Origin of the sequence: Nonomuraea mangrovi, from assembly GCF_042681425.1 — a bacterium.
Classification (GTDB): Bacteria; Actinomycetota; Actinomycetes; order Streptosporangiales; family Streptosporangiaceae; genus Nonomuraea; species Nonomuraea mangrovi.
In genome coordinates this window covers 1-21,141 of sequence record NZ_JBHUFV010000040.1, presented here as the reverse complement: position 1 = coordinate 21,141, position 21,141 = coordinate 1, and the positions used below count along the sequence as shown (strand labels likewise).

Genomic DNA, 21,141 nt, shown 5'->3' with positions numbered 1-21,141 from the left:
CGCCATCTTGTGGATCCGGAGCCTCCGAACCGCCTGAAGATCTGAACTCCGTACAGGCCCTAGTCGATCTCCGGCGGCGGCTGGAGACGTACCGTGAAGAAGAGATCGTCGCCGACTCTCTGAGCGTGCTGGGCAGAGCACTCAAGGAGCGGCGCTGGCTATATCAGTGGGGAGGTCCTCGTCGTGAACATGGAAGCCCCGCTCTACGAACGTGATCCTGAGGCGTGGAACGCCTACCTCGCCGAGGGCAACGCCAAGCAGGCCCGCAAGCGCGTAGGCGCAGACGTACTGATCCGTGATGAGCAGGGGCGCATCCTGCTGGTTGATCCGAAGTACAAGCCCGACTGGGACCTCCCCGGAGGCATGGCAGAAGCGAACGAGGCGCCGACCGCAGCGGCTCGACGGGAACTCAAGGAAGAACTCGGTCTAGACCTGGAAATCGGGCGCCTGCTCGTCGTCGACTGGGTGCCCCCACATGGGCCCTGGGATGACTCGCTCATGTTCATCTTCGACGGCGGAATCCTCGGTCGTGAACAGATAGGTGAAATGCGCACGGTTGACCAAGAGCTTGCCAGCCACCGTTTTGCTACTCAGGGCGAGATGAAGCACCTGCTCAGGCCATACGTGCTAGATCGCGCCCAATCGGCACTTGAAGCACTCCAAGCCGGGCATGCCACCTACTTGACGCACGGACGGTAGCCGTACCGAGGGCAGAGGCTCAGGAAACATGGGTGGTGTGGAGAGCGGCGTAAAGTTCCTTCGCCGCCAGACAGATGCGATCTGCGCTGGAGCCGGTAAGTCAGTCTTCGTCCTCGAGAAAGCGGGCTTCGACCACGAGCGCGCCATCGCGCTCGCCCACCAGCCGCCTCGCCCGCTCCATTCGGCATATTTCACGATAAGGCTTACCGTTGAGCGAGCGCGATGAGCTGAACGGCATCGTGGGGTTGAAGAAGCACAACAGGTTGTTCCCTCGGTTCCACGACAGAAAGCCGTCATGTACGTCGCACGCGCACTTGTTCAGCGATCCGGACAGCCGCCTCCAGGGGGTCCTCGTGCTCCCACACGCGGATGGCCGACCACCCCGCCTCGGCGAGCAGCCGATCGGTCTCGACATCCCGATGACGATTGCGCGTCACCTTCTCGGCCCAATAGTCGGCGTTGGTCGCCGCCTTGGTGTGATGTTCAGGACATCCGTGCCAGAAACATCCGTCGAGGAATACTGCAATCTTTGCCCTGGTGAATACCAGGTCGGCCGTCCGGCGGATTTCCTGCAGTGGGCGAGTCGATACTCGGTAGCGAAGGCCGAGGGCATGCACCGCACGTCGCAAGGCGAGCTCGGGCTTGGTATCCCGACTCTTGTTCGCCTGCATACTCTTGCGCACGCCCTCGCTGGACGCGCCGACCGGTCTCAGAGCCGCCATGTATCAACCGTACGGAAGTGTAGGGACCTCCGTCGCCAGATCATCATGCAGCAGCGATGATCAGACTGTCCCACCCGGGGTAACCTCCGTCACGACGCAGAGGAGGCGATGATGAAAAGGTTCACCAGCCTGGAAATCTGCGCGGGCGCAGGAGGGCAGGCTCTTGGCCTGGAGAAAGCCGGCTTCGACCCGGCGATGCTCGTCGACAATGATCCCCACGCCTGCGCCACGCTACGCGCGAACCGCCCCGCCTGGGACGTTAGACAACTCGATCTTCTTGAGTTCGTGGGGCACGAACACCCACATGTCCTGGACATCGATCTTCTGGCAGGAGGGCTTCCCCGGCTCCCTTACTCTGTCGCTGGCAAGCGACAGCGTGTCGACGACCGGCATGACCTACTGCGAGCGGCGATCTGGTTGGCGACCGAAGTTCGCCCCCGGGCGATCATGCTGGAGAACGTTCCCGCGCTGGTCAGAGACCCGATGTTCGCCGAGACGCGCCATTTCGTCGAGGAGGAGCTGAAGAACAGCGGTTATGTGTGTGCCTGGGCGACCCTTGACGCCCAGGACCATGGAGTTCCCCAGCGCCGAGAGCACGGCCTGATCGTGGCGATGCGTCCAGATGACCTTGTCCGGTTCGAATGGCCACGGCCTGTAGGCGGTGCGGCGACCGTGGGGGATGTTCTGTGGCGCTCGATGGGGAGTCGGGGTTGGGCGGGTGCGGTGGAGTGGCGGCTTATGGCGAACGAGGTTGCGCCAACGATCGTCGGTGGGTCGAGAGACAGAGGTGGTGCCGATCTCGGCCCTACGAGGACGAAGAACATCTGGGCGCGACTGGGGGTCAACGGCGGCAGCATCGCTGACGACGTCCCCGATGCCGACTTCGTGATGCGGGCGGGCACTGACCCTGGTGACCGGAAAGGTCTTCCGAAACTGACGATCCCGCAGGTCGCCGTCCTGCAGGGATTCCCCGAGGACTGGATGATCACTGGCAGGAAGACGGCTCGTTATCGTCAGGTTGGGCATGCCTTCCCGCCTCCGCTGGCGACGGCCGTCGGCACCAGCCTCGCACGCGCGTTAAATCGATGAGAGACATCGATGCAGAGGTCTCCTGAATCCTCACCCGGGCATTATGATCTTCTCGTGCCCTCGGTAAGGTAACGCCATGACCGCCAGACCCGCCGATCACATCAACATCGTCGACCTGTTCGCAGGCTGTGGCGGTTTCACCCAGGGGTTCCACGAGCTCGTTCCGAAGGGTAACGATAGTTCGCCCTTTCGTACTGTGGGCGCCGTCGAACTGGATCCGGCGGCGGCAACAACCTATGCCGCGAACTTCGCGACGGAGGCCGGTGGTAGCAGGCACATCTTTGCCGGTGACATCAAGGACTGGGATCCTAGCGATGTCGACGGCGATGTGGACGTGATCTTGGGAGGCCCTCCTTGCCAAGGATTCTCCGGCCTCGGCAAGGAGGATCCCGACGATCCTCGGAACCAGCTCTGGCGTGAATACATCAAGGTAGTGAAGAAGCTCGAGCCGAAGATCTTCGTGATCGAGAACGTGGATCGCTTCTTCATCTCCTCGGAGTACAGAGCGCTTCGGGCGGCGGCCGACGGCGGTGAGCTGAAGGACTATGCGATCGAGTCCAGACACTTGGTCGCTGCCGACTACGGTGTCCCGCAGGTCAGGAAGCGCACCATCGTACTGGCCACTCATCGGGATCTGATCAAACTGCACCCTCAGTCGGCCCCGATGAGACATCCCACGCCGACGCACAGCGATCCGCGGAAGAGCACGACCGGTATCTTCGAGGAGACCGGCGATCTCCGCTCCTGGGTACCGGTGAGCTCGATTTTCGGCGTGAAGGGTCGGCCACAGACTCTGGAGTATCCGGTTACCACCGAGCTCCCCCATGGACGGTACGACCTTCTCGGCAAGGAGGTGCCTGGGCCGTTCAAGACCACCGATCTGCACATCGGCCGCAGTCCGACTCCGTTGTCACTTCGTCGCTACAAGGACATCCCAGAGGGTGGCAATCGGCATGACCTCAAGCCCGAACATTCCACCGAGAGCTGGATGAATCATCGCACCGGCTCTCACGATGTCATGGGCAGGATGTACATCGACCGACCCTCGGTGACCATCCGGACCGAGTTCTACAAACCGGAGAAGGGACGCTACCTCCATCCGTGGGCGAACCGGCCGATCACCCACTACGAGGCCGCGTTGCTTCAGGGATTTCCTGAGGACTTCCTCTGGTGCGGCAGCAAGATTGAGATCGCCCGGCAGATCGGCAATGCCGTACCGGTGGGGCTGGCCAGAGCCATCGCTGGACAGGTCTACAGCTATCTCAGTGCCACTGGCCAGTTGACCGGGACTATCCAGGAGCCGGCCCGAGAGGTCCAGACGCGGGCAACTGACGGAGTTTCAAGTTGAAGGATCCGTTTCGGGTGCTCCATCTGCGGCAGTGACCGTAGACGGACTCTGTCACAGATCAAACGATTCTTCGGAAGAACCAGTGACCAGCGCCACCGAGTTCTGCTCACGGCCGCGGACCGGAGCCTCGGCGTACAGCTTCTCCAACAGCGGGATGAGGGCATCCACCGCCGAACCGGGGACACCGACGTCGTCCGGCCCCTCAGGCAAGGAGTCGTAGGGCACGAAGACCGTGTCGATGTCGTCGATCCATGCCCGGTAGGCGTCGGCATCCGAGACCTCGTCCTGAGCAAGGACCTCGTAAAGCAGTGTGCTTCCCGCTGCATTCACCGCCTTCGCGAGAGCGTTCACTTCTCGTCCGGTGCGGATAGTCTGCTGATTGAGCATCTGAACGATGGCCTGTGCGGTCGGCCTATGGTGAATGATCTCCAGGCGAAGCGCGGTGTGGAGCATGTCCTGGTTTCCGCAGGCGACTTCGACGGGTCTGTAGTCGTCACCATCGCGAAAAAGTTCCGCGGCCCACCAAAGCCGCGCGAAGGTCTGTGTGTGAAAGGGGCCGTGGAATCGAGCCGAGTTGACTTCAGAAGTGGGCTTCTCTGCGGTCGGCCGGCCTGGATGCCGCCAGAACACGTAGTCCGGAGCGAGTCTCAAGGCCAAGAAATTCCACAGCCCCGACTCGGCGGCCTCTCTGCGGGTGAGGCGCAGCGCGGCATGAAGTCGGGGTGCCAACCATGCGTCAGCGTCCGTGACCATCTCATCGAAACGCCTCATGGCCTCGTCAATCAGTCTTCGGGTCTGCGCAGTATCCCATCGTGATGCCTCATCGAGTGGCATGCACGCCCTAGCAAGCGCCGCCTGGGGCAATCTCTCCGAGCCGGTACGCACACCCAAGGTGAGGTGCTGCATCACCGCCGAATCAGGCAGGAGTGCAAAACGGGCGGGAACGTTGGGAGTGGTCATTTGTCCTCCGCTGCGGTCCGCAATGTCCGAATGTAGGTGCCGAGGGACTTCGATGTACGAGCCTGCTTTATCGATGCGTGAAGCACCTGAGTCTGCAGTTCCCCGCCGCCTTCTCCTGCCTTGCGGCGCTCGAAAATCTCGGAAAGCGCATCATCGGGAGACCTGTCGGGAAACACATCGGGAAGCATTCGTCGAAGCACGGATTCATGCCACCCCCCTGGCCACTGTGGCTGGCCGTCCTCGTCCTCGATGGCATAGGTGGCGGCGTTGAAGAAAGCCGTCCAGCAATCGGCGGCAATCTGCCCGGCGAGAGCGTCCTGGACCGCTTTGTCGGTCCGCGCACTTGATTCGAGCAGGAACTGAAGCCCTTCGAACCCACTGTTGAGATAGACAACGGGCTCATCTCCCGCGGCCTCGATCGCCCAGGGGTCCGTCTTGTAGGGATTGAGGTAGGGGTTGGCTTCAGAGGCGAAATCCGCCCACAGGGTCTTCACCGTCTTTTTCCGGGTCGGGGTACGGACCTGAAGATCGACCGTCCAGCGACGCTCAGTTCTGGCGATCACTCTTCCGGGGACTCCACCAACGGTCGCTGTAACGATTCCCTCAACTTCCGCCTGACCGACATGCCAATCTCGGTGAAGTTCGACGACGCCGATCCAAGTGCCGTCCGACTGCTGCTTCAAGCGTGTGACGATGCGATTGTTCGTCCTCTTCTCAGTGAGAACGGCAACACAAGCGACATTGGGCCATTCGTCGGGCTTCGCCAGTTCTTCCGGTGTCCGCATACGAAAGACGACTCTGGCACGCTCCCAATCATCCCGTTCGACCTGATGCAACGCGACGACCCGTTCCACGGCGGAGATCATCGAGAGTGGCAGCGGCTTCCCGTCCAGGCGGGCTTCCTTTACCTCCAGTGTGATCTCACCCAGCAAGGTCCGATAGGGGAACAACGTCTTCATGAGCGAGCCTCCTTCGGGCGCACGAGATCGACCTCCGCGACCGCCATCTGTGCAGCCACTGGATGGCTGGCCACGTCGCTCACACCCGTGAACACCGCCGTCTTCCCTCGAGGTGTGAACCGCAGGAGTCCTCCGTCGATGAGCTCGCAACCCGACTCAGGCATGATTTCCGCCCATCGGGCCATCGGCTTGGGGCCCGAACGCGTCATGAAGCGCAGCACCGGCACCATCACCCATGGGTCCTCACGTTCAGGCAGCCTGATCTCGACTCTCAGTTGCCAGGCTCCGTCCTCTCGAACAGCACCTTCGAGCTGACGCACGGTGGGGAAACCCGGACTTCGCTGAGTCGGAGGAGGGTCAAGGTTGAGAAGGTCGCGAAGCGCAGTGGGACCATCGTCGGACTTCCGCTCGGATGTGCGTACGAGTCGGCGGGCCACGGAAAGCATCTCCGTACGGAAATCATTGATCCGCGCGGCAGCGCCTCGTGCATAAAGAGCTGTGAGATCGTCGGTCTTCTTCCAGCCGTCGTGCTCTGGAGGTTCGGCGGCACGAAGAAACTCTTCAGCGGCGTAGGCATCCGGTTCTGTGGAGCCGGTGGCCAGCCCGGCGAGCAGTACGGCCTGGAATCGAGGCGCGCCCATGGGAACATCACTGACCGTCCGCGTCATGACCGTCATACGGCTGCTCCGCATGCAGACGATCTTGTTTGGCGCGTCGTCCCCCTCCCCTGTCGGGGTGAGAAGGAGAACTGCATCATGCTCGCTGGGCTGGGCTCCGCCCCCTGCCGGACGCTCCCTTAGAGCGGGGAGACCTAGCCGTACAGTGGCCCTAACTACCGCATCAGTGGAGGTCAGCTCGTCGACCGTGGTGCCCTCAAGGAAAGCGCGGAGCGCACGGGATCGCGCGGGCTCGTACTCGTCCGGGTTGACTCGTTCTTCAGGCCTGACGACCTGACCGTCACGCAGGGCGACGACCGAGGCTTCGAGCATTGGTTTGGCGTCCTCAGTCGACACCATCGACGCCCAGAAGCTCTCCGCAAGGCTCTTGACCAAGTCGGCGTGCATCTCCTCCAATGTCCTGGCTTCTCCAGAACCGTCATGAGCTCCCACAATGAGAAACGACGTTCCGGGGGCGTCGCTCTCTCGGGTGAGTTCCAGGGACTGAATCGTCTCTGCGTCCGCCCACCAGGAGCAGGCCGTACCTCCTCGTTCAGCGTCGGGCTCGCCCAGCCAGGATGGGCCTGCATAAGCGTCACCTTTCACCTGCCGCCAGGGCAGATCGAGGCGCCCGATCACTCGACGGACTGTGCGCCCTTCGTGTGGCTTCGAGAGCGTGCTATTGATCAAGACAAGGCCGAGCTGACTGGCAGCCCAAAGGGTCGCCTTACCGAGCCCGTACGATCCGCCGGCCGCGCTCGACTTATGGCTGTCCAGCTGGCGGCGGACGACCGCGGCGAAACGTCCGTCCTCGTACTCCGGTCCGGTCAACCCGTTGGCGTTGTAGTCATCTATGCGAAGCAGCAGTAGGCAACTCTTCTCCCGCAACTCCTGCAAGCCGTTTGTGATGATCCGACCGACCTTCGTTGACCGATCGGCCGCCGCCTCATAGTGAGCTTCGAGCTCGCTCCAGCGGAGCGCGTCAAGAAATCGGTACAGCCGCTCCCCGGAGATCTCGTGCAGGGTGTACCTGACCCTGACCTCTCGGCTACTGTCACACCTCTCATCGAGGCTGTTCTGGGTTGCCTCACGTGCGAGCACCCTGAGGTCCGAGTCAAATGCGAAGGCTGCCGGATTACCAAGCTCTCGACCTCCGTCACGGTGCGCAGGTCGGTGGTACCAGACGATATTGCCTGCCGAGTCTGGAACCTCGTCCAACGTCATGACCGAACCGGTCATGAGCCCGAGGATCTCCTCAATGGCCCGGATCTTCTCCAGCCGAGGCTCCGCGCGTCCGGTAACCCATGCCGACACTGCGGCACGGGTGACATCGAGTCGCTGAGCCAACTCCGCCTGGCTCATGCCCTGCCGCCGGAGCTGTTTCCCCAGCCACACCCCGAAGTCGTTGGAGTCCTCCACGTGTTCCTCCTGCCGACGAGCCGTCTCCGATCCAGGCCAAGAGCATCTTTGACATCGAAGGCTATGTCAAACGCAGCTTGACGTCCACCAGATACGGGTTGAGACTGTCCACAGTCCATCGATCAAGATCGCGACGCGGTGACATCCACCCGGTCCACGACACTCCCTCAAGGGAAAGCGGCGATCCGAAATCGGGATTAACGCTCCGCCCCATACAGAAAAGCGCCCAAAGAGAGCGAACTTAAGTACTCCGAGATACCTCCTATTGACACGGGGCAGCCACCCCTGCAACGCTAATCGCACTCCCAAAAGGGGCTAGTGAAAACAAGTCCCCCAAGGGGCGACTTGTACCCTCTCGCACCACCTCGATACACATCTGGCATCAAATATCCCATTTGCGCGAATCGGGCAGCTTTGTCGAGTTCGGCCTGCGTGCCGTTTATCGGGCAAACCGGAGAGTCGCACAAGAGATGGGCGGGATCCTTACGATCCCTTAGATCAGTGAACAAACGGGCAAGGCACCCCCTGCCCGTTAAGCGGTGCCGCACGACCTGGGGCTTCTCCAGGAACACGTGGTTCGGGATCCACCTCCAGCAGCAGCGCGGCACCTGACCTTCACTATCACCGCCACGCGCCGAGGTTCGGACATAGGGCCACCATCGGGGATTTGTGTTTTTCGACACTCAGCAACCGGAAGGCTCCAAACGTCATGAATGATGCACCAATCGACCCTCGCGACGAATCCAGCGACAAGGCCAGGGACGACCGGCGCATAGAACTATCGTTCTACTCCGGAAGAACGCTCCGGGTGCTCACCATCTCGCTTGGAAAATACGACACTAGGTGAAATGACTTCTCGGGTTACGCAATGCCATACCCTAGGCTCATTTGCCCACATATGTGCCTTGATGGGTATAGCATCAGCCCCAAAATCTCGCACCCGTCATACCCGAGTCATCCCTGCCATTGGCGCAAGGATCCCTCGCTCCTCCTTTCCGTCGGGCCGGTCCAGCGTCGTAAGGCCGGCCCGACGGAAGGGAACCACGTCGCACTCCGCATCCCCCAGGGAGTTGTTCATCTCGTGGCCGGCATCATCGACGAGTCCTCCGTCCTTCGGATCGTGGTCGAGCAGTCGCTCAGGGTCTTGAAGACCTACGAGGTCGACCCTGGGCTCATTCAGGAGCACGCGAACAGTGAGCGTCGAATCACGCAGGGGGGCTACGGCGACCGCCAGGTGTACGAGCTCGTCCAAAACGGCGCCGACGAGATACGAGAAGACCCCGGTGGGGAGATCCGCGTAGTCCTGACCTCCACGCACCTATACTGCGCGAACGAGGGCAGCCCCGTGACGGCTGCGGGCGCCGACACGATCCTCCGGATGAGCGTCTCACGCAAGCGCGGCGGTCAGATCGGTCGATTCGGCGTCGGCGTAAAGTCAGTCCTCAGCATCTGCGATACACCCGAGTTCTTCAGCAGGGCTGATGGGATCGACTTCGGTTTCGGTTTCGACCGCGCATGGTCCGCCAACCAGATCAAAGCGGTTCACCCCGATGCCGACGAGACACCCGTACTGCGCATGGCGCAGGTGCTGGACCCTGCCAAGGCCCGAGCCTTCGACCCGGTGTTGGATGATCTGCTGAAATGGGCGACTACCGTCGTACGGCTTCCGCTCAGGCCGGAGAGCGTGGGAAGGCTCGGCAAAGATCTTGCTGCCTTCCCGATCGAATTCCCCCTGTTCTCGCCGCATGTCGGAACAGTGACGTTGGAGGATCGCCGCAGCGGGCGAGCCCTCCAGCGCCAGATCTTTCAGCTTGTCGACGGAGATCGACGAAAGCTGCAGGAGGTACGCCCCGAGGGGGAAAGCATCAACCACGAGTGGCGCGTGTTCACCCGACCTCATCGTCCAAGCGCCAACGCCCTCCAGGCCGCCGGCGAGCTACACGACCGCCCAGAGATCGACATATCCTGGGCAGTTCCCGCCCGGGCACGCGAGCGCGGTCTCTTCTGGGCGTACTTCCCCACCAACTACGCCACCACCCTGCGCGGCATTCTGAACGCCCCGTGGAAGACCTCGGAGGATCGGCAGAACCTCTTCGACGGGAACGAGTTCAACAAAGAGCTCATCCAATTCGCGGCAGAGCTGATCGTGGACTCTCTTCCCGAGCTGACGGTTGAAGACGACCCCGCCGCCTACATCGATCTTCTTCCTGGTCGCGGGCGCGAAGCACCCCAGTGGGCGGACAAGATGCTTACCGACGCCATCTGGGCCGCTGCGGCGCACAAACCATCTCTACCCGACCAGACCGGTCGGCTCCGCATGCCTGACATCGTGAAGCTCCACCCAGCTGGGCTAGACGAGCGGTGGCGTGCCCTGTGGCTGAGCTACAGCGCACGCCCTATCGATTGGTGCCACCACTCGGTGGAGAAGCGAGAGCGTCGAGCCCGCGCAGAGAGGATCGTCGATGAGGCAAAACAACAAGTAGCCACTGTCCAGGAGTGGTTGGAAGCGCTCGTCTCAGATGGCACGGCGGCGGCATCCGCATGCGCAATCCGCATTGTGGCCGACATGCTGCAGAGCAGCCCCCTCCTCAATCGAGAAGCGCAGAGAACCAGAGACATCCTCGTCGAAGAGGCGTTGAAGGCTAAGATCCTCCTCACCGAGCGCGACGGCTTGGTGTCTCCCGCTCGCGGCAAGGTGTTTCGCCGGAGTGGCACCGACGAACTGCACGACTCGATGATGTACGTGGATGCGGGCCTCCTCACGGACCCCGAGGTCATCCACGCGTTGGAGGTTCTCGGCATTCAGGAGGCGGACGCCTCGGGCCGATTCGCAGCCATAGTCCACCAAGGCTTCTTCGGTTACAGCGACACCCATTGGACCGACTTCTGGCAGCTGGCTCGGCAGGCAGGCCCTGCTCGAGCGCTCGCTGCGCTTGAGGGAAGCAGGCAAGACCTCGCTCAGGTCATCAAGGTTCGGGTCTTGTCAGGTAGCTTCAGGCCTGCCGGGCGCTGTCTACTCCCTGGCCCTGTAGTCCCGTCGGATGGATCTCGCGATAGGCATATCGCCGTGGACCTCCGTTTCCACGCAGATGATCTTCCGCTCCTCAATGGAATCGGTGTCGTCGACCAACCCGTTCCCGACCAAGATCCCCGTAGGGAGCCTTGGTTCGACGCCTACGTCGAGTCCGTCTGGAAGAGCTTCTGCAATACGCTCCCCAGCACCGCGCGTACTCCGCAGCTGAAGAGCATCCAGGTGCAGGGAGCCAGCCCTCCGGGCCCTTTGCACTTCCTGACGGAGCTGTCCGAAGAGGGACGCGCCGCCTTCCTCCATAGTCTTCCCGAGCGCGGGCTCGGCGCGAGCTGGTCGGTGCAGCACGGCAGCCAGTTGGCCACCCGAACCGGTACCTCATCCCCCCTCCTATGGATGGCGCAGAAATACGGCTACCTATCCACATCTCGGGGCCTATTGCCAGTCCGTGCATGTGTCGGTCCACAGCTGGCCACTCATGGCGATGTTCTACCTGTCGCCCGGGTTCCCAGCATGGCGGCCACAGCATTGAAGCTGGCATCCGTGCTAAACGACGTTCCCCAACGGATCTGGGACGCCTTGGTATCGCAAGCGGCCAAGAGCACCGACGACGGCTTCGCAGGCAAGGTTTACGGACTGCTCTTCGAGGCCGGAGCCAAGTGGCCGGAGAGCGGGAAGACACGTTGTCGTGTTGGCGATGAGTGGGCGACAGATCGACCAGACAATGAGATCGCTGTCACCGCCGTTCAAGACGAGTACGACGCTCTCCTCCGCGAAGGAATCCCCGCCCTGCTTGCACCGTCCTCCAAGGCCGCGGAGGCGATGATCGAGACCTGGGGCATGCTGCGGGTCTCCGAGGTGATCGAAAAGGAGGTTCGATACGTCCCTCAATCCGAGCCGGTTCTCCTGATCGATGAGTTTCCCCACCTGAAGATCAGTCATCGAGCGCAGGTCACCGGATGGTCCCTAATGCGATGCAGCGAACTTGGTGAGGTCATCCGGACTCCGAACGGGATGCGTTCGGATGCGCTTACCGAGGCGGCATCCGAGCGTAACGTATTGGTCCTCCAACCTGAAGATGATCTGGCCGCCCTCAGGGCTGTCGATCGGGTACTGCGACTCGGCCTCGGAGAAGCAGGCTGCCATTCGATCCTCACGCGTCGCGAACAGCAACGCGACAACGAGCGTGTTCAGCAGGCTCGCGAGGCGACAGAGACGCCAGACAAGATCCTTGTCATTGTTGGAGAGGAGGCGCTGAGGCGAGGGCTTCCACAGGGTCTATTGGAAAGCGAGGAAGCCGAAACCGGCCGAGCCCCCAACGCCCGTCGCGTGGCGGAGCTCGCGCTGAACGCCCACGGAGAAGCCATCCTCCGTCACCACAGCAAAGACCTGGCGGCGCGACTCCCCGAAGCCCCGACTTCTTTCAAGGGCGACGGTACGGCCCGCCGATTCACCAGCAATCTCGGGCTGCCGGAAAGCTACGCCGGAACGAAGAGCGTCTCACTGCCAGCAGAGGAAATTGTCGAGGGCCCCAGCGACTTCCCCGGTCTGCACACCTATCAGGAAAAACTGGCCGATAACATGTTCCGGCTGCTCGACCGTGCACGCCCTGGGCGGGCCATGTTGACGTTGCCGACCGGTGCCGGCAAGACCCGCGTCGCCGTGGAGGCGGTGATCCGCGCCATCAAAGCGCACAGCGTTATGGGGCCGGTCCTGTGGATCGCTCAGTCTCGTGAGTTGTGCGAGCAGGCCGTACAGAGCTGGAAGTTCGTCTGGTCCAAGGTAGGGCCCCAGCACGAGCGACTGACGATCAGCCGCCTGTGGGACGGAAACTCGGCAACCGCCGTGACCACCAACGCGCATCTGGTGGTCGCCATCGACGACTCATTGAAGAACCGCCTGATCGAAGAGGAGTATGTCTGGCTCAGACAGGCTGCGGTAGTCATCGTCGACGAGGCACACGCCGCACTGGCCCCTACCTACACTGAGGTCTTCCGGCAGCTCGGGCTCACCTACGCCAAGACGGAGCGACCCCTCATCGGTCTTACCGCGACCCCTTTCCGTACGAACGAAGAGCAGACCCGGCTTCTCGTTGATCGGTTCGGCTCAACACGCCTGGATGAGGGAGTCTTCGGCGGAGATCCATACCGCATCCTTCAGGCCGAGGGCATGCTCGCCCGCGTGGAGCACCGACCCCTGGCTGGCGCGACCATCAGTCTCACCGAAGAGGAACTCAAGAAGGCGGCAGACTTCCGCGGGCTCCCGACCAGTGCCGAGGAGCGGCTGGCCGCCGACGATGAGCGCAACAAGATGTTGATCAAGGAGATCGCGGCCCTGCCGGATGACTGGCCGGTCCTGCTGTTCGCCGCCTCGGTCAACCACGCCAGGTTGCTGGTGGCCAGGCTCAACGATCGCAAGATCTCTTCTCGAGTCATCGAATCGGCCACTCCGCCCTCTGAACGAGCTCGCGTTATCGATGACTTCCGCAACCGAAAGATCCGCGTTGTCGCCAACTTCGGCGTACTCGCGCAAGGTTTCGACGCGCCAGCGACGCGGGCCGTCGTGGTGGCCCGTCCCACATACAGTCCCAACGTCTATCAACAGATGATCGGCCGCGGCCTCCGCGGCCCGAAGAACGGCGGCAACGAGGTCTGTCTCATCCTCGACGTCCGTGACAACATCACCAACTTCGGCGCTGAACTCGCCTTCACCCAGTTCGAACACCTGTGGAGCAAGAAGTGACCGGACCCTACATGGGCGATCCGCAGCTCACCGAGGAGCAAGAGGCGGTGATCCAGCAGCCCGCAGACGCGATAGTGCTGGTCACCGCTGGCGCGGGGGCCGGAAAGACCCACACGCTGGTTCGCCGGCTGGATCGGCTGGTCGAGCAGGAAGGGCTCTCCGCTCGGGAGATCCTGGTGCTCAGCTTCTCCCGAGCCACTGTGCGGGAGCTCCGCGACAGACTTGCCCGCGATGGCGAGACCGCCCAGTATGTGCGAGCGCAAACCTTCGACTCTTGGGCGCTGGAACTGCTGTCGGCGATCGACTCTCACACCGACTGGCAGGCTCAGAGCTTCGACACGCGGATCCGCGCCGCGACCAAAGCGATCGACGCAGGCGACACTGATGGCCGTTATGAGGAGGCCCTCCGTCACGTCGTCATCGATGAGGTTCAGGACCTCGTGGGCGACCGCCGAGAAATGGTCGAGGCACTGCTTGGTCGTTACGACTGTGGTTTCACCGTCGTCGGTGACTTCTCTCAGGCTATCTACGGCTTCCAGATCCAGGATCCGACCGAACGTCCTGGCGAGTTCTTCACCTGGCTGCGTAACACCTTCGGCGAGGATCTCGTGGAGCTTCACCTTGGCAAGAACTTCCGCGCCCGTACGGAGGAGGCACGACTCGCTCTACCGCTTGGGCCCGAGCTCCAGCTCAGCAATGGAGCCGCGATCTCCGGCTCTCATATGCACAGCCGGCTGCGTACGACATTGGGAAGGACCCTGGATTTCGGCTCTCTGGATGACCAATTCGTCTGCGACTCGCTCCGAGAGTACGACGGGACGAGCGCGATTCTGTGTCGAACCAACGGCCAGGCCCTACTCGTCTCCGAGCTGTTGCACAAGGGTGAGGTCCCTCATCGCCTACAACGTGCTGCACAGGATCGCGCCGTTCCCGCCTGGTTTGCCGCACTCTTCCACTCGGTCGATACGTCACAGCTGACGCGTTCGCAGTTCGACGAGGCATTGTCGACAGTTTCACCACCCAGCGATCTGAGCGGCGACGTGGTATGGAATCTGCTGATCCGTCACTCCGCCCCACGCGGGAGGCGGGTTGTTGATCTCGTACGGCTTCGCTCGATCCTAGCTTCCGGGCGCCTTCCCGATGAACTCACCGCACAGCCGCCCTGCCCGCTCGTCGTGTCATCTATTCACCGCGCCAAGGGTCTTGAATTCGATCGCGTTCTGGTCACCGACCCTGGACCACTACGGGATGGTAGGGACACAGATCCCGACGAAGAGGCCCGCATGCTGTACGTGGCGATGACCCGGCCCCGCGACGAACTTTGGCGCCTGACCGCCCCAGACACTCGATTCGTTCGGAAGGACGACCAGACCGACCGCTGGGGCCGCTACCACTGGCAGCGGACGTGGCGACTGGGCCTAGAGCTGGCCGGTGCGGACGTCCGACCCGACCAACCCGCAGGGGCTTGGGGCTTCGCCGCCGACCCGATCGAGCTACAGCAGTATCTGGCGACCAAGGTGGCTTCAGGGGACGTGCTCACCTTGGAGCGTGCCGAAGTCGAGGCCAACGACCTTGATCATGGCCCGTCATACCTGATCCGCCACAATGGTCGCCACATCGGGGCGATCTCTGATCGCCTCCGCAGCGCCATGTACCGCTATATGCAGCTCGGTAGAGGGTTCATCCCGCGGAGCTGGCCGATTCTCATTGCCGGAGCACGAGTGGACGCCGTCGAAACTGTCGCGGGAAGCCGGGCTTCAGGTGCGTCCTCAGGGCTTGGGCCCCACGGCGTATGGCTGGCTCCTCGAATGACGGGACTCACATGGTTCTCGTACGAGAAGAAGAATGGCGAGGAGGCCGTGAATGCTTGAGCTGACCGAGCACTATCGATTCCGTCGCGAGCTGGTCGAACGGCTCCAGAGGGATCTGCTGGGACCGGTCGGCGGGCCCGAGGAGGAGTTGAACGACCTGCCCTGCAACGCCTACATCTCGGGTGTGCTCTTCCCGCTGCGGCCCGAGGACGAGCGTGTTCGGGAGGTTGGTGAGAACGATGTAGACCTCGCGTCGTCCGGCTTGGCGGCGGATGAAACTCCTGACTCCGGCGTGGCAATGGCCAATGTCCAACTTCCCTCATCAATGGGCTTGACCTTCGCGGTTGATCCGGCGCTCTCTCCTACAGTGACCGTAAACGTCGAGGCCGCGGTGTACGAACCCGTGGATGAGGTGGGCAATCCGGTCGTCGCCGTACGGGCTGAGCGCCGTACGACCGATAAGGAAACCACTTTCTGGCGACGTAGACCACTTACCCTCGCACCGGTTCAGCTGGATGTCACGACACCGGGACAACCGACGGTTCCTCTTGTGGACGGCCTTCAACTCCGTCTTCGTGTACGCCGTCCGGTCCAAGGTGCGGTAGCAGTGACCGCGACGCTCGTCAACTCCCACCAGATCGGCCGCTTCGATCTCCGTGACGCCTACTGCTTCTTCCAGCCCTCGCTTCGCGTCTCCTGTGAGGGCGATGTGCCTGGTCTTGTCGAGCGGCCCTCTGTCCACGGTATCGATGACCAGGAGGTATTGGTCAGCAGACTGCTGCATCGGCATGCACCTGCCTTTGCAACGGGCCACGGCTGCTCAGCGGACTGGGAATGGCAGCCACCCCCGCCGCGGGGTATCCAAGAGCTCATACCGGCCACAACCGATTCTGTATGGACGGCGTTTGCCCCCACCCATGACGTGCTGCTCACCGATTCCAACCCAGACATCACCATGCTTCGCATGTGGGATCTGGCCATGACGTCCAGAGAGCAGGTGGTCCGCGACCTGCGTCGGCTCACCGCCGGATACGCAACGTGGATTTCCGACCGAGAAGTGGAGGTCGAGACGCTACGCGACACCGAGTATGGCGCTGTCGCCCGTGACCAGATCAGGCGGTGTCGGACGGCCAACCGGCGAATGGCCGACGGGATTAGCTTGCTTGAGCGGGATGACCAGGCATTCAAGGCGTTCCAACTTGCCAACGAGGCCATGGCCGTACAACGCGCACGTTCCTCATGGGTCAGGGGAGGGCGTTCTGGGGCGATACGGCCCAAGGAGGGGCGGTGGCGGCCGTTTCAGATCGGTTTCGTGCTGCTATGTCTCGACGGGATCACCGACCCGGACCACGACGATCGCGATATCGCGGACTTGCTCTGGTTCCCCACCGGTGGCGGCAAGACCGAGGCGTATCTAGGGCTCACCGCCTACACCGTGTTCCTACGACGGCTTCGCGACGGCGATGCGGGCGGCGGGGTGACAGCGCTGATGCGTTACACCCTGCGCCTGCTCACCCTGCAGCAGTTCGAACGCGCTGCCGCACTGATCTGCGCCATGGAGACCATGCGCGGCGAAGATCCTGGCCTGCTCGGCGAGGAGACGATCTCGATCGGCATGTGGGTCGGTCGAGCCGCGACGCCCAACACGCTCAAGGACGCCGCCGAGAGCATTCGGGAGCTACGTGATCACAAAGTTCTTCAGACCCTCAATCCTGTTCAGCTGACCAGCTGCCCGTGGTGCGGCAGCGCCATGGACGCCTCAAACTACGAGGTGGATCTCAAACAAGGCCAGATGTGGATCAGGTGTTCGGATCAGGATTGCGCTTTCCATGATGGACTACCGGTTCATGTAGTGGACGAGGTCATCTATCGCAACCGGCCGACCCTGCTTATCGCAACCGCGGATAAGTTTGCTCAGATCGCCTGGCGCGAACATGTGGCCGCGCTCTTCAACCGTGACGGCCGCGATGCCGCCCGCCCGCCCGAGCTGATCATCCAAGACGAGCTTCACCTGATTTCAGGGCCGCTCGGCACCCTTGCCGGCCTGTATGAGACGGCGATCGACATCGCAGCGGACAAGCCCAAGGTGATCGCTTCGACAGCCACGATCCGCCGATCGGACGACCAGGGAAAAGCTCTATTCGATCGCGAGGTGCATCAGTTTCCGCCAGCCGGTATCGATGCACGGGACTCGTGGTTCTCTGTCGAGTCACCCCGAGAGACGAAGGCGTCCAGGTTTTACGTTGGGCTGCTCACTCCGAGTACAAGTCAGGCCACATTGCTGATCCGCGCCTACGCCGCCCTTCTCCACCACGCGCAGACACTTCGGGGAGACGACGCCGTCCGCGATACGTACTGGACGCTGGTGGGCTATTTCAACAGCCTACGGCTGTTGGCCGCTGCCGAGCTGCAAGTGAACGATGACGTCCATGCCCAGCTCAAGGTGCTCGCCGAACGCATGGGGATAGATCCACGCCCCGCAGAACTACTGACCGAGCTGACCAGCCGAGTGAGCTCCAGTGAGATTCCCACCCGACTCAACGACCTCAAGCGCGCGCTGCCCGACGAGGCCGTGCTGGACACCGTACTCGCCACCAACATGATCTCCGTCGGTGTGGACATCGACCGACTGGGGCTGATGGCCGTCATGGGACAGCCACAGACCACCGCAGAGTACATCCAAGCGACCAGCCGGGTCGGTCGTATGTACCCGGGGCTCGTGGTCACCTTGTTCAACTCCGCTCGCTCACGCGATCGATCCCACTACGAGAATTTCGCCTCTTACCATTCGGCTCTATACCGCCAAGTGGAATCGACCAGCGTGACCCCGTTCTCTGCCCGCGCCCGCGACCGGGCACTGCACGCCGTCCTGGTCGGGCTCGCGCGACTGTGCCGACCCGAGGCTCGATCGAACGGAGCCGCCGCCTCCGTCGAGTTCTTCGTGGATCACCTCGTCGATCTTTCTGAAGACATCCTCACCCGTGTCAAGGAGATCGCCTTCGAGGAGTACGACGGCACCCGCAATGAGTTGGAGGACATCATCGAACGATGGCGGAGACTCGCAGCGAGCAACCCTCACCTGGTATATGAGGCGCCACGGCGCAAGCCTTACGGTCCAGTCAGACGTGCCGATGCCGCGCTCCTTCGAGCCTTCGGCCTTGATGAGGATCTCTCCATGGCGTACCAGACGCTGTGGAGCCTCCGCGATGTTGACGTAGAGTCCGACCTTTACCTGGAGAGATGATGGCCCTGCGGGACAAGAGCAAGCGGCAAGAACCAGGACAACGCTCAGCAGCTCTTGAGTCCTCCCAGCCCCTTGGAGCCGTGCGTCGAGCCCAACTGCTCACCACCTATGGGGTGGGTGCCATGGTCGCCTTCGACGACCAGTCATTCATCGTGAGCGGGTTGGACACCTGGAACGTCGTCGGTCGTCCCGACATCGTTGAGCCGCGTCTACAGCGCTACCTATCTGTAAAGGGGTTCCGTCTGCCCCCGGCGTTCGATCCACCCGCCGGAGACGGCGTCCGCGTACGTCGATTCCCTCGGATGTACTCGTGCGCGGGCTGTGGGCACAATCTGCGCCCCTTCGAGGAGTTCAACCCTCCACCAGGCAAGAGCGAGTGCGCTGCATGCGGAACGCCGCTGACGCCATCGAGGTTCGTCATCGCCTGCGAGTACGGCCACCTCAACGACTTTCCCTATCACGCATGGGTGCACAACGACAATGACGGGGAGACCGTACGGCCTGGTCGTGACCACCGACTCAGCCTGCATACGACAGGTCGAACAACGGCTCTACGTTCCATCGTCGTCACCTGCTCCTGCGGCGCATCGGCGTCTCTGGAGGGCGCCTTCGGTCGTTTCGTCATGCGCGATATCAAAGTGAGCTGCGAGGGCGGGCGTCCATGGCTGGGCGAGCAGGCCGCTCGCCCAGGATGCCCCATGACCCCACGGACGCTCCAGCGTGGTTCCTCCGCCGCATGGTTCCCCCTCGTACGATCAGCGCTCTCTATCCCACCGTGGAACGAAGGCATTCACCTGCTCATTCACGACAGATTCGACATGCTTCAGCATCTCGACGATGGGACCATGGCAACTGTCGCGGAGAAGACAGGGATGCTCGAGAACACCGGATACTCGATTGAAGATCTGGTCACCGCCGTTCGGCAGCGTCAGAAGATTGAAAACGAACAGCTCGAGGATGATGACGGCCAGTTCGAGTCGGCAGGCGAACTACGCCGTGAGGAGTACGAGAAGCTCATCCAGACGACTCATGAGGGCTCCGGCGGTAGAGACTTCGAGTGCGTGCGCCCCTCTGGGGATTCAGCCCCACTGCGCAAGATGGGAATCGCGCAGAACATGCTCGTCAAGCGGCTTCGTGAAGTGCGAGTCCTGAAATCTTTCGTTCGGGTGGAAGCCCCAGGACTCTCTGAACCGAACGACCGCAAAGCCGAACTCTCGCTCGGGAAACTCGACTGGCTCCCTGCCATCGAAGTGATCGGCGAGGGCGTCTTCCTCCGACTCGACGACGATCGTCTGGTCGGATGGGAGAAGTGTGAAGGTCCAAGCACCCGCGCGCAGGTACTGCGTCACAACCACACGATTCACCTGCGACAGAGAGCAGGCTTGTCAAAGAAGACCACACCGCCCGAGTCGCCGTTGACCGCACGGTTCGTCCTCATGCACACGCTCGCACACGCCCTGATCAACGAATGGAGCCTCGATGCGGGATATCCCGCCGCTTCTCTCCGCGAGCGCCTGTACGTCTCAGACAAGATGGCGGGAGTGCTGATCTACACGGCGACCAGCGATTCCGCTGGCAGCCTGGGCGGGCTTGTCAGCCAGGGTGAGCCACATCGCCTGAGATCTTCTCTGGAGTCGGCGCTGGAGCGCATCTCCTGGTGTTCGGCGGATCCGCTCTGCATGGAAGCCACAGCAGGCGGTGCTGACAGTCTCAACCTTGCCGCCTGCCACGCTTGCGTCCTAGTCCCTGAAACCAGCTGTGAGACGAACAACGCCTTTCTCGACCGCGCTCTGCTCATCGGCACGCCGGACATTCATGCGACAGGCTATTTTCATGACTAAGAATGAGCATTGGCTAGATCTCCAGCGAGTCCCATGCACTCGACCAAATTACCCGCCAAACGCATCGAGTTGTGGGATCCGTCCATCGCTAGACTAGTGTGCATCTGCGGCTCACCCCAGTGACACGGCTGTAGGTCCGGTCACACCGCTGGGTACGTCGGGGAGCGCCTCGCGCTAAGAATCTCCTGCAGAGGCCTGATGTCGCTCCGCTCGAAGTGATGAACCGAAGATCTGGAGATCACCAAGGTGCTTCAGGTCGCAGAAGGCGAGTTTTATGTTGACAATGGTGGCATGACCCTTCCGATGCGGGTGATGCTGTTGACCGCTTCGGCGATCTTGCCGGTGACAGTGGCGGTGGCCAGCAACCAGATACTAAATGACGGGATCTGGAACTGGTGGTGGGGCGGCATCGCACTTGTCCTCAGCGGAGCCTTCACCGCAACGGCCTATCGGCTGACCAGGGCACCAGTCATCCCGGAATCATCGACGGTTCCACCTCGACCGAACCATACATATGACGGCGATCACATCGACTTTGGAGGAAGCACCTTCAACGGCCCAGTGAACCCATTTCAGCGGGCTTCGCGGAGTTGTAGGACGAGGATGGCTTTGACAAGTTGACC

At 62.1% G+C, this 21,141-nt stretch carries 11 protein-coding genes; 7 read left to right on the top strand and 4 right to left on the bottom strand.

Annotation, left to right across the window (positions count from 1 at the left end; all coding sequences use genetic code 11):
- Positions 1-189 precede the first annotated feature (189 nt).
- On the top strand, positions 190-699 hold the full coding sequence (locus ACFSKW_RS27210) for an NUDIX domain-containing protein (RefSeq protein WP_379575290.1): 510 nt from the start codon (positions 190-192) through the stop codon (positions 697-699).
- Positions 700-992: 293 nt separating this feature from the next.
- Here the strand turns inward: ACFSKW_RS27210 and ACFSKW_RS27205 are convergent, their stop codons facing one another.
- Complete coding sequence (locus tag ACFSKW_RS27205) at positions 993-1,421, bottom strand: very short patch repair endonuclease (RefSeq protein ID WP_379575288.1); 429 nt, start codon at positions 1,419-1,421, stop codon at positions 993-995.
- A gap of 111 nt (positions 1,422-1,532) precedes the next feature.
- On the opposite strand from ACFSKW_RS27205, the gene ACFSKW_RS27200 reads away from it, so the two are divergent.
- Together ACFSKW_RS27200 and ACFSKW_RS27195 are read left to right on the top strand one after the other, a co-directional pair.
- On the top strand, positions 1,533-2,510 hold the full coding sequence (locus tag ACFSKW_RS27200) for a DNA cytosine methyltransferase (RefSeq protein ID WP_379575287.1): 978 nt from the start codon (positions 1,533-1,535) through the stop codon (positions 2,508-2,510).
- A 76-nt stretch (positions 2,511-2,586) separates the two neighbouring features.
- A complete protein-coding gene (locus ACFSKW_RS27195) occupies positions 2,587-3,858 on the top strand; it encodes a DNA cytosine methyltransferase (RefSeq protein WP_379575286.1) in 1,272 nt (423 codons plus the stop codon).
- Between the two features lie 51 nt (positions 3,859-3,909).
- Here the strand turns inward: ACFSKW_RS27195 and ACFSKW_RS27190 are convergent, their stop codons facing one another.
- Genes ACFSKW_RS27190 through ACFSKW_RS27180 form a run of 3 tightly spaced genes read right to left on the bottom strand, consistent with a single transcriptional unit; the run spans position 3,910 to position 7,852 of the window.
- On the bottom strand, positions 3,910-4,818 hold the full coding sequence (locus ACFSKW_RS27190; protein WP_379575285.1) for a DUF6339 family protein: 909 nt from the start codon (positions 4,816-4,818) through the stop codon (positions 3,910-3,912).
- A complete protein-coding gene (locus ACFSKW_RS27185; RefSeq protein ID WP_379575284.1) occupies positions 4,815-5,777 on the bottom strand; it encodes a hypothetical protein in 963 nt (320 codons plus the stop codon). The genes ACFSKW_RS27190 and ACFSKW_RS27185 overlap by 4 nt, the downstream gene beginning before the upstream one ends.
- The gene (locus ACFSKW_RS27180; RefSeq protein ID WP_379575283.1) at positions 5,774-7,852 is read right to left on the bottom strand and encodes a helix-turn-helix transcriptional regulator; all 2,079 of its coding nucleotides are present in this window, start codon (positions 7,850-7,852) and stop codon (positions 5,774-5,776) included. The genes ACFSKW_RS27185 and ACFSKW_RS27180 overlap by 4 nt, the downstream gene beginning before the upstream one ends.
- A 1,081-nt stretch (positions 7,853-8,933) precedes the next feature.
- Here ACFSKW_RS27180 and ACFSKW_RS27175 point away from each other — a divergent pair.
- The 4 genes from ACFSKW_RS27175 to drmB are packed head-to-tail and all read left to right on the top strand — an operon-like array spanning position 8,934 to position 20,518.
- Entirely contained in the window at positions 8,934-13,622 is a 4,689-nt protein-coding gene (locus ACFSKW_RS27175) for a DEAD/DEAH box helicase family protein (RefSeq protein WP_379575282.1), read from the top strand.
- Positions 13,619-15,493, top strand: coding sequence for a UvrD-helicase domain-containing protein (locus tag ACFSKW_RS27170; RefSeq protein WP_379575281.1), 1,875 nt, complete (start codon positions 13,619-13,621; stop codon positions 15,491-15,493). Before ACFSKW_RS27175 ends, ACFSKW_RS27170 begins: the two co-directional genes overlap by 4 nt.
- Positions 15,486-18,677, top strand: coding sequence for a helicase-related protein (locus ACFSKW_RS27165; protein ID WP_379575280.1), 3,192 nt, complete (start codon positions 15,486-15,488; stop codon positions 18,675-18,677). The genes ACFSKW_RS27170 and ACFSKW_RS27165 overlap by 8 nt, the downstream gene beginning before the upstream one ends.
- On the top strand, positions 18,677-20,518 hold the full coding sequence (gene drmB / locus ACFSKW_RS27160) for a DrmB family protein (RefSeq protein ID WP_379575289.1): 1,842 nt from the start codon (positions 18,677-18,679) through the stop codon (positions 20,516-20,518). The genes ACFSKW_RS27165 and drmB overlap by 1 nt, the downstream gene beginning before the upstream one ends.
- The last annotated feature ends 623 nt before the right edge of the window (positions 20,519-21,141 follow it).

Excerpts from the sequence above, each read along its gene's own strand:
- ACFSKW_RS27210 (WP_379575290.1), top strand. The coding sequence starts at position 190 with ATGGAAGCCCCGCTCTACGAACGTGATCCTGAGGCGTGGAACGCCTAC.
- drmB (WP_379575289.1), top strand. The coding sequence starts at position 18,677 with ATGGCCCTGCGGGACAAGAGCAAGCGGCAAGAACCAGGACAACGCTCA.
- ACFSKW_RS27205 (WP_379575288.1), bottom strand. The coding sequence starts at position 1,421 with ATGGCGGCTCTGAGACCGGTCGGCGCGTCCAGCGAGGGCGTGCGCAAG.
- ACFSKW_RS27195 (WP_379575286.1), top strand. The coding sequence starts at position 2,587 with ATGACCGCCAGACCCGCCGATCACATCAACATCGTCGACCTGTTCGCA.
- ACFSKW_RS27200 (WP_379575287.1), top strand. The coding sequence starts at position 1,533 with ATGAAAAGGTTCACCAGCCTGGAAATCTGCGCGGGCGCAGGAGGGCAG.
- ACFSKW_RS27190 (WP_379575285.1), bottom strand. The coding sequence starts at position 4,818 with ATGACCACTCCCAACGTTCCCGCCCGTTTTGCACTCCTGCCTGATTCG.
- ACFSKW_RS27165 (WP_379575280.1), top strand. The coding sequence starts at position 15,486 with ATGCTTGAGCTGACCGAGCACTATCGATTCCGTCGCGAGCTGGTCGAA.
- ACFSKW_RS27185 (WP_379575284.1), bottom strand. The coding sequence starts at position 5,777 with ATGAAGACGTTGTTCCCCTATCGGACCTTGCTGGGTGAGATCACACTG.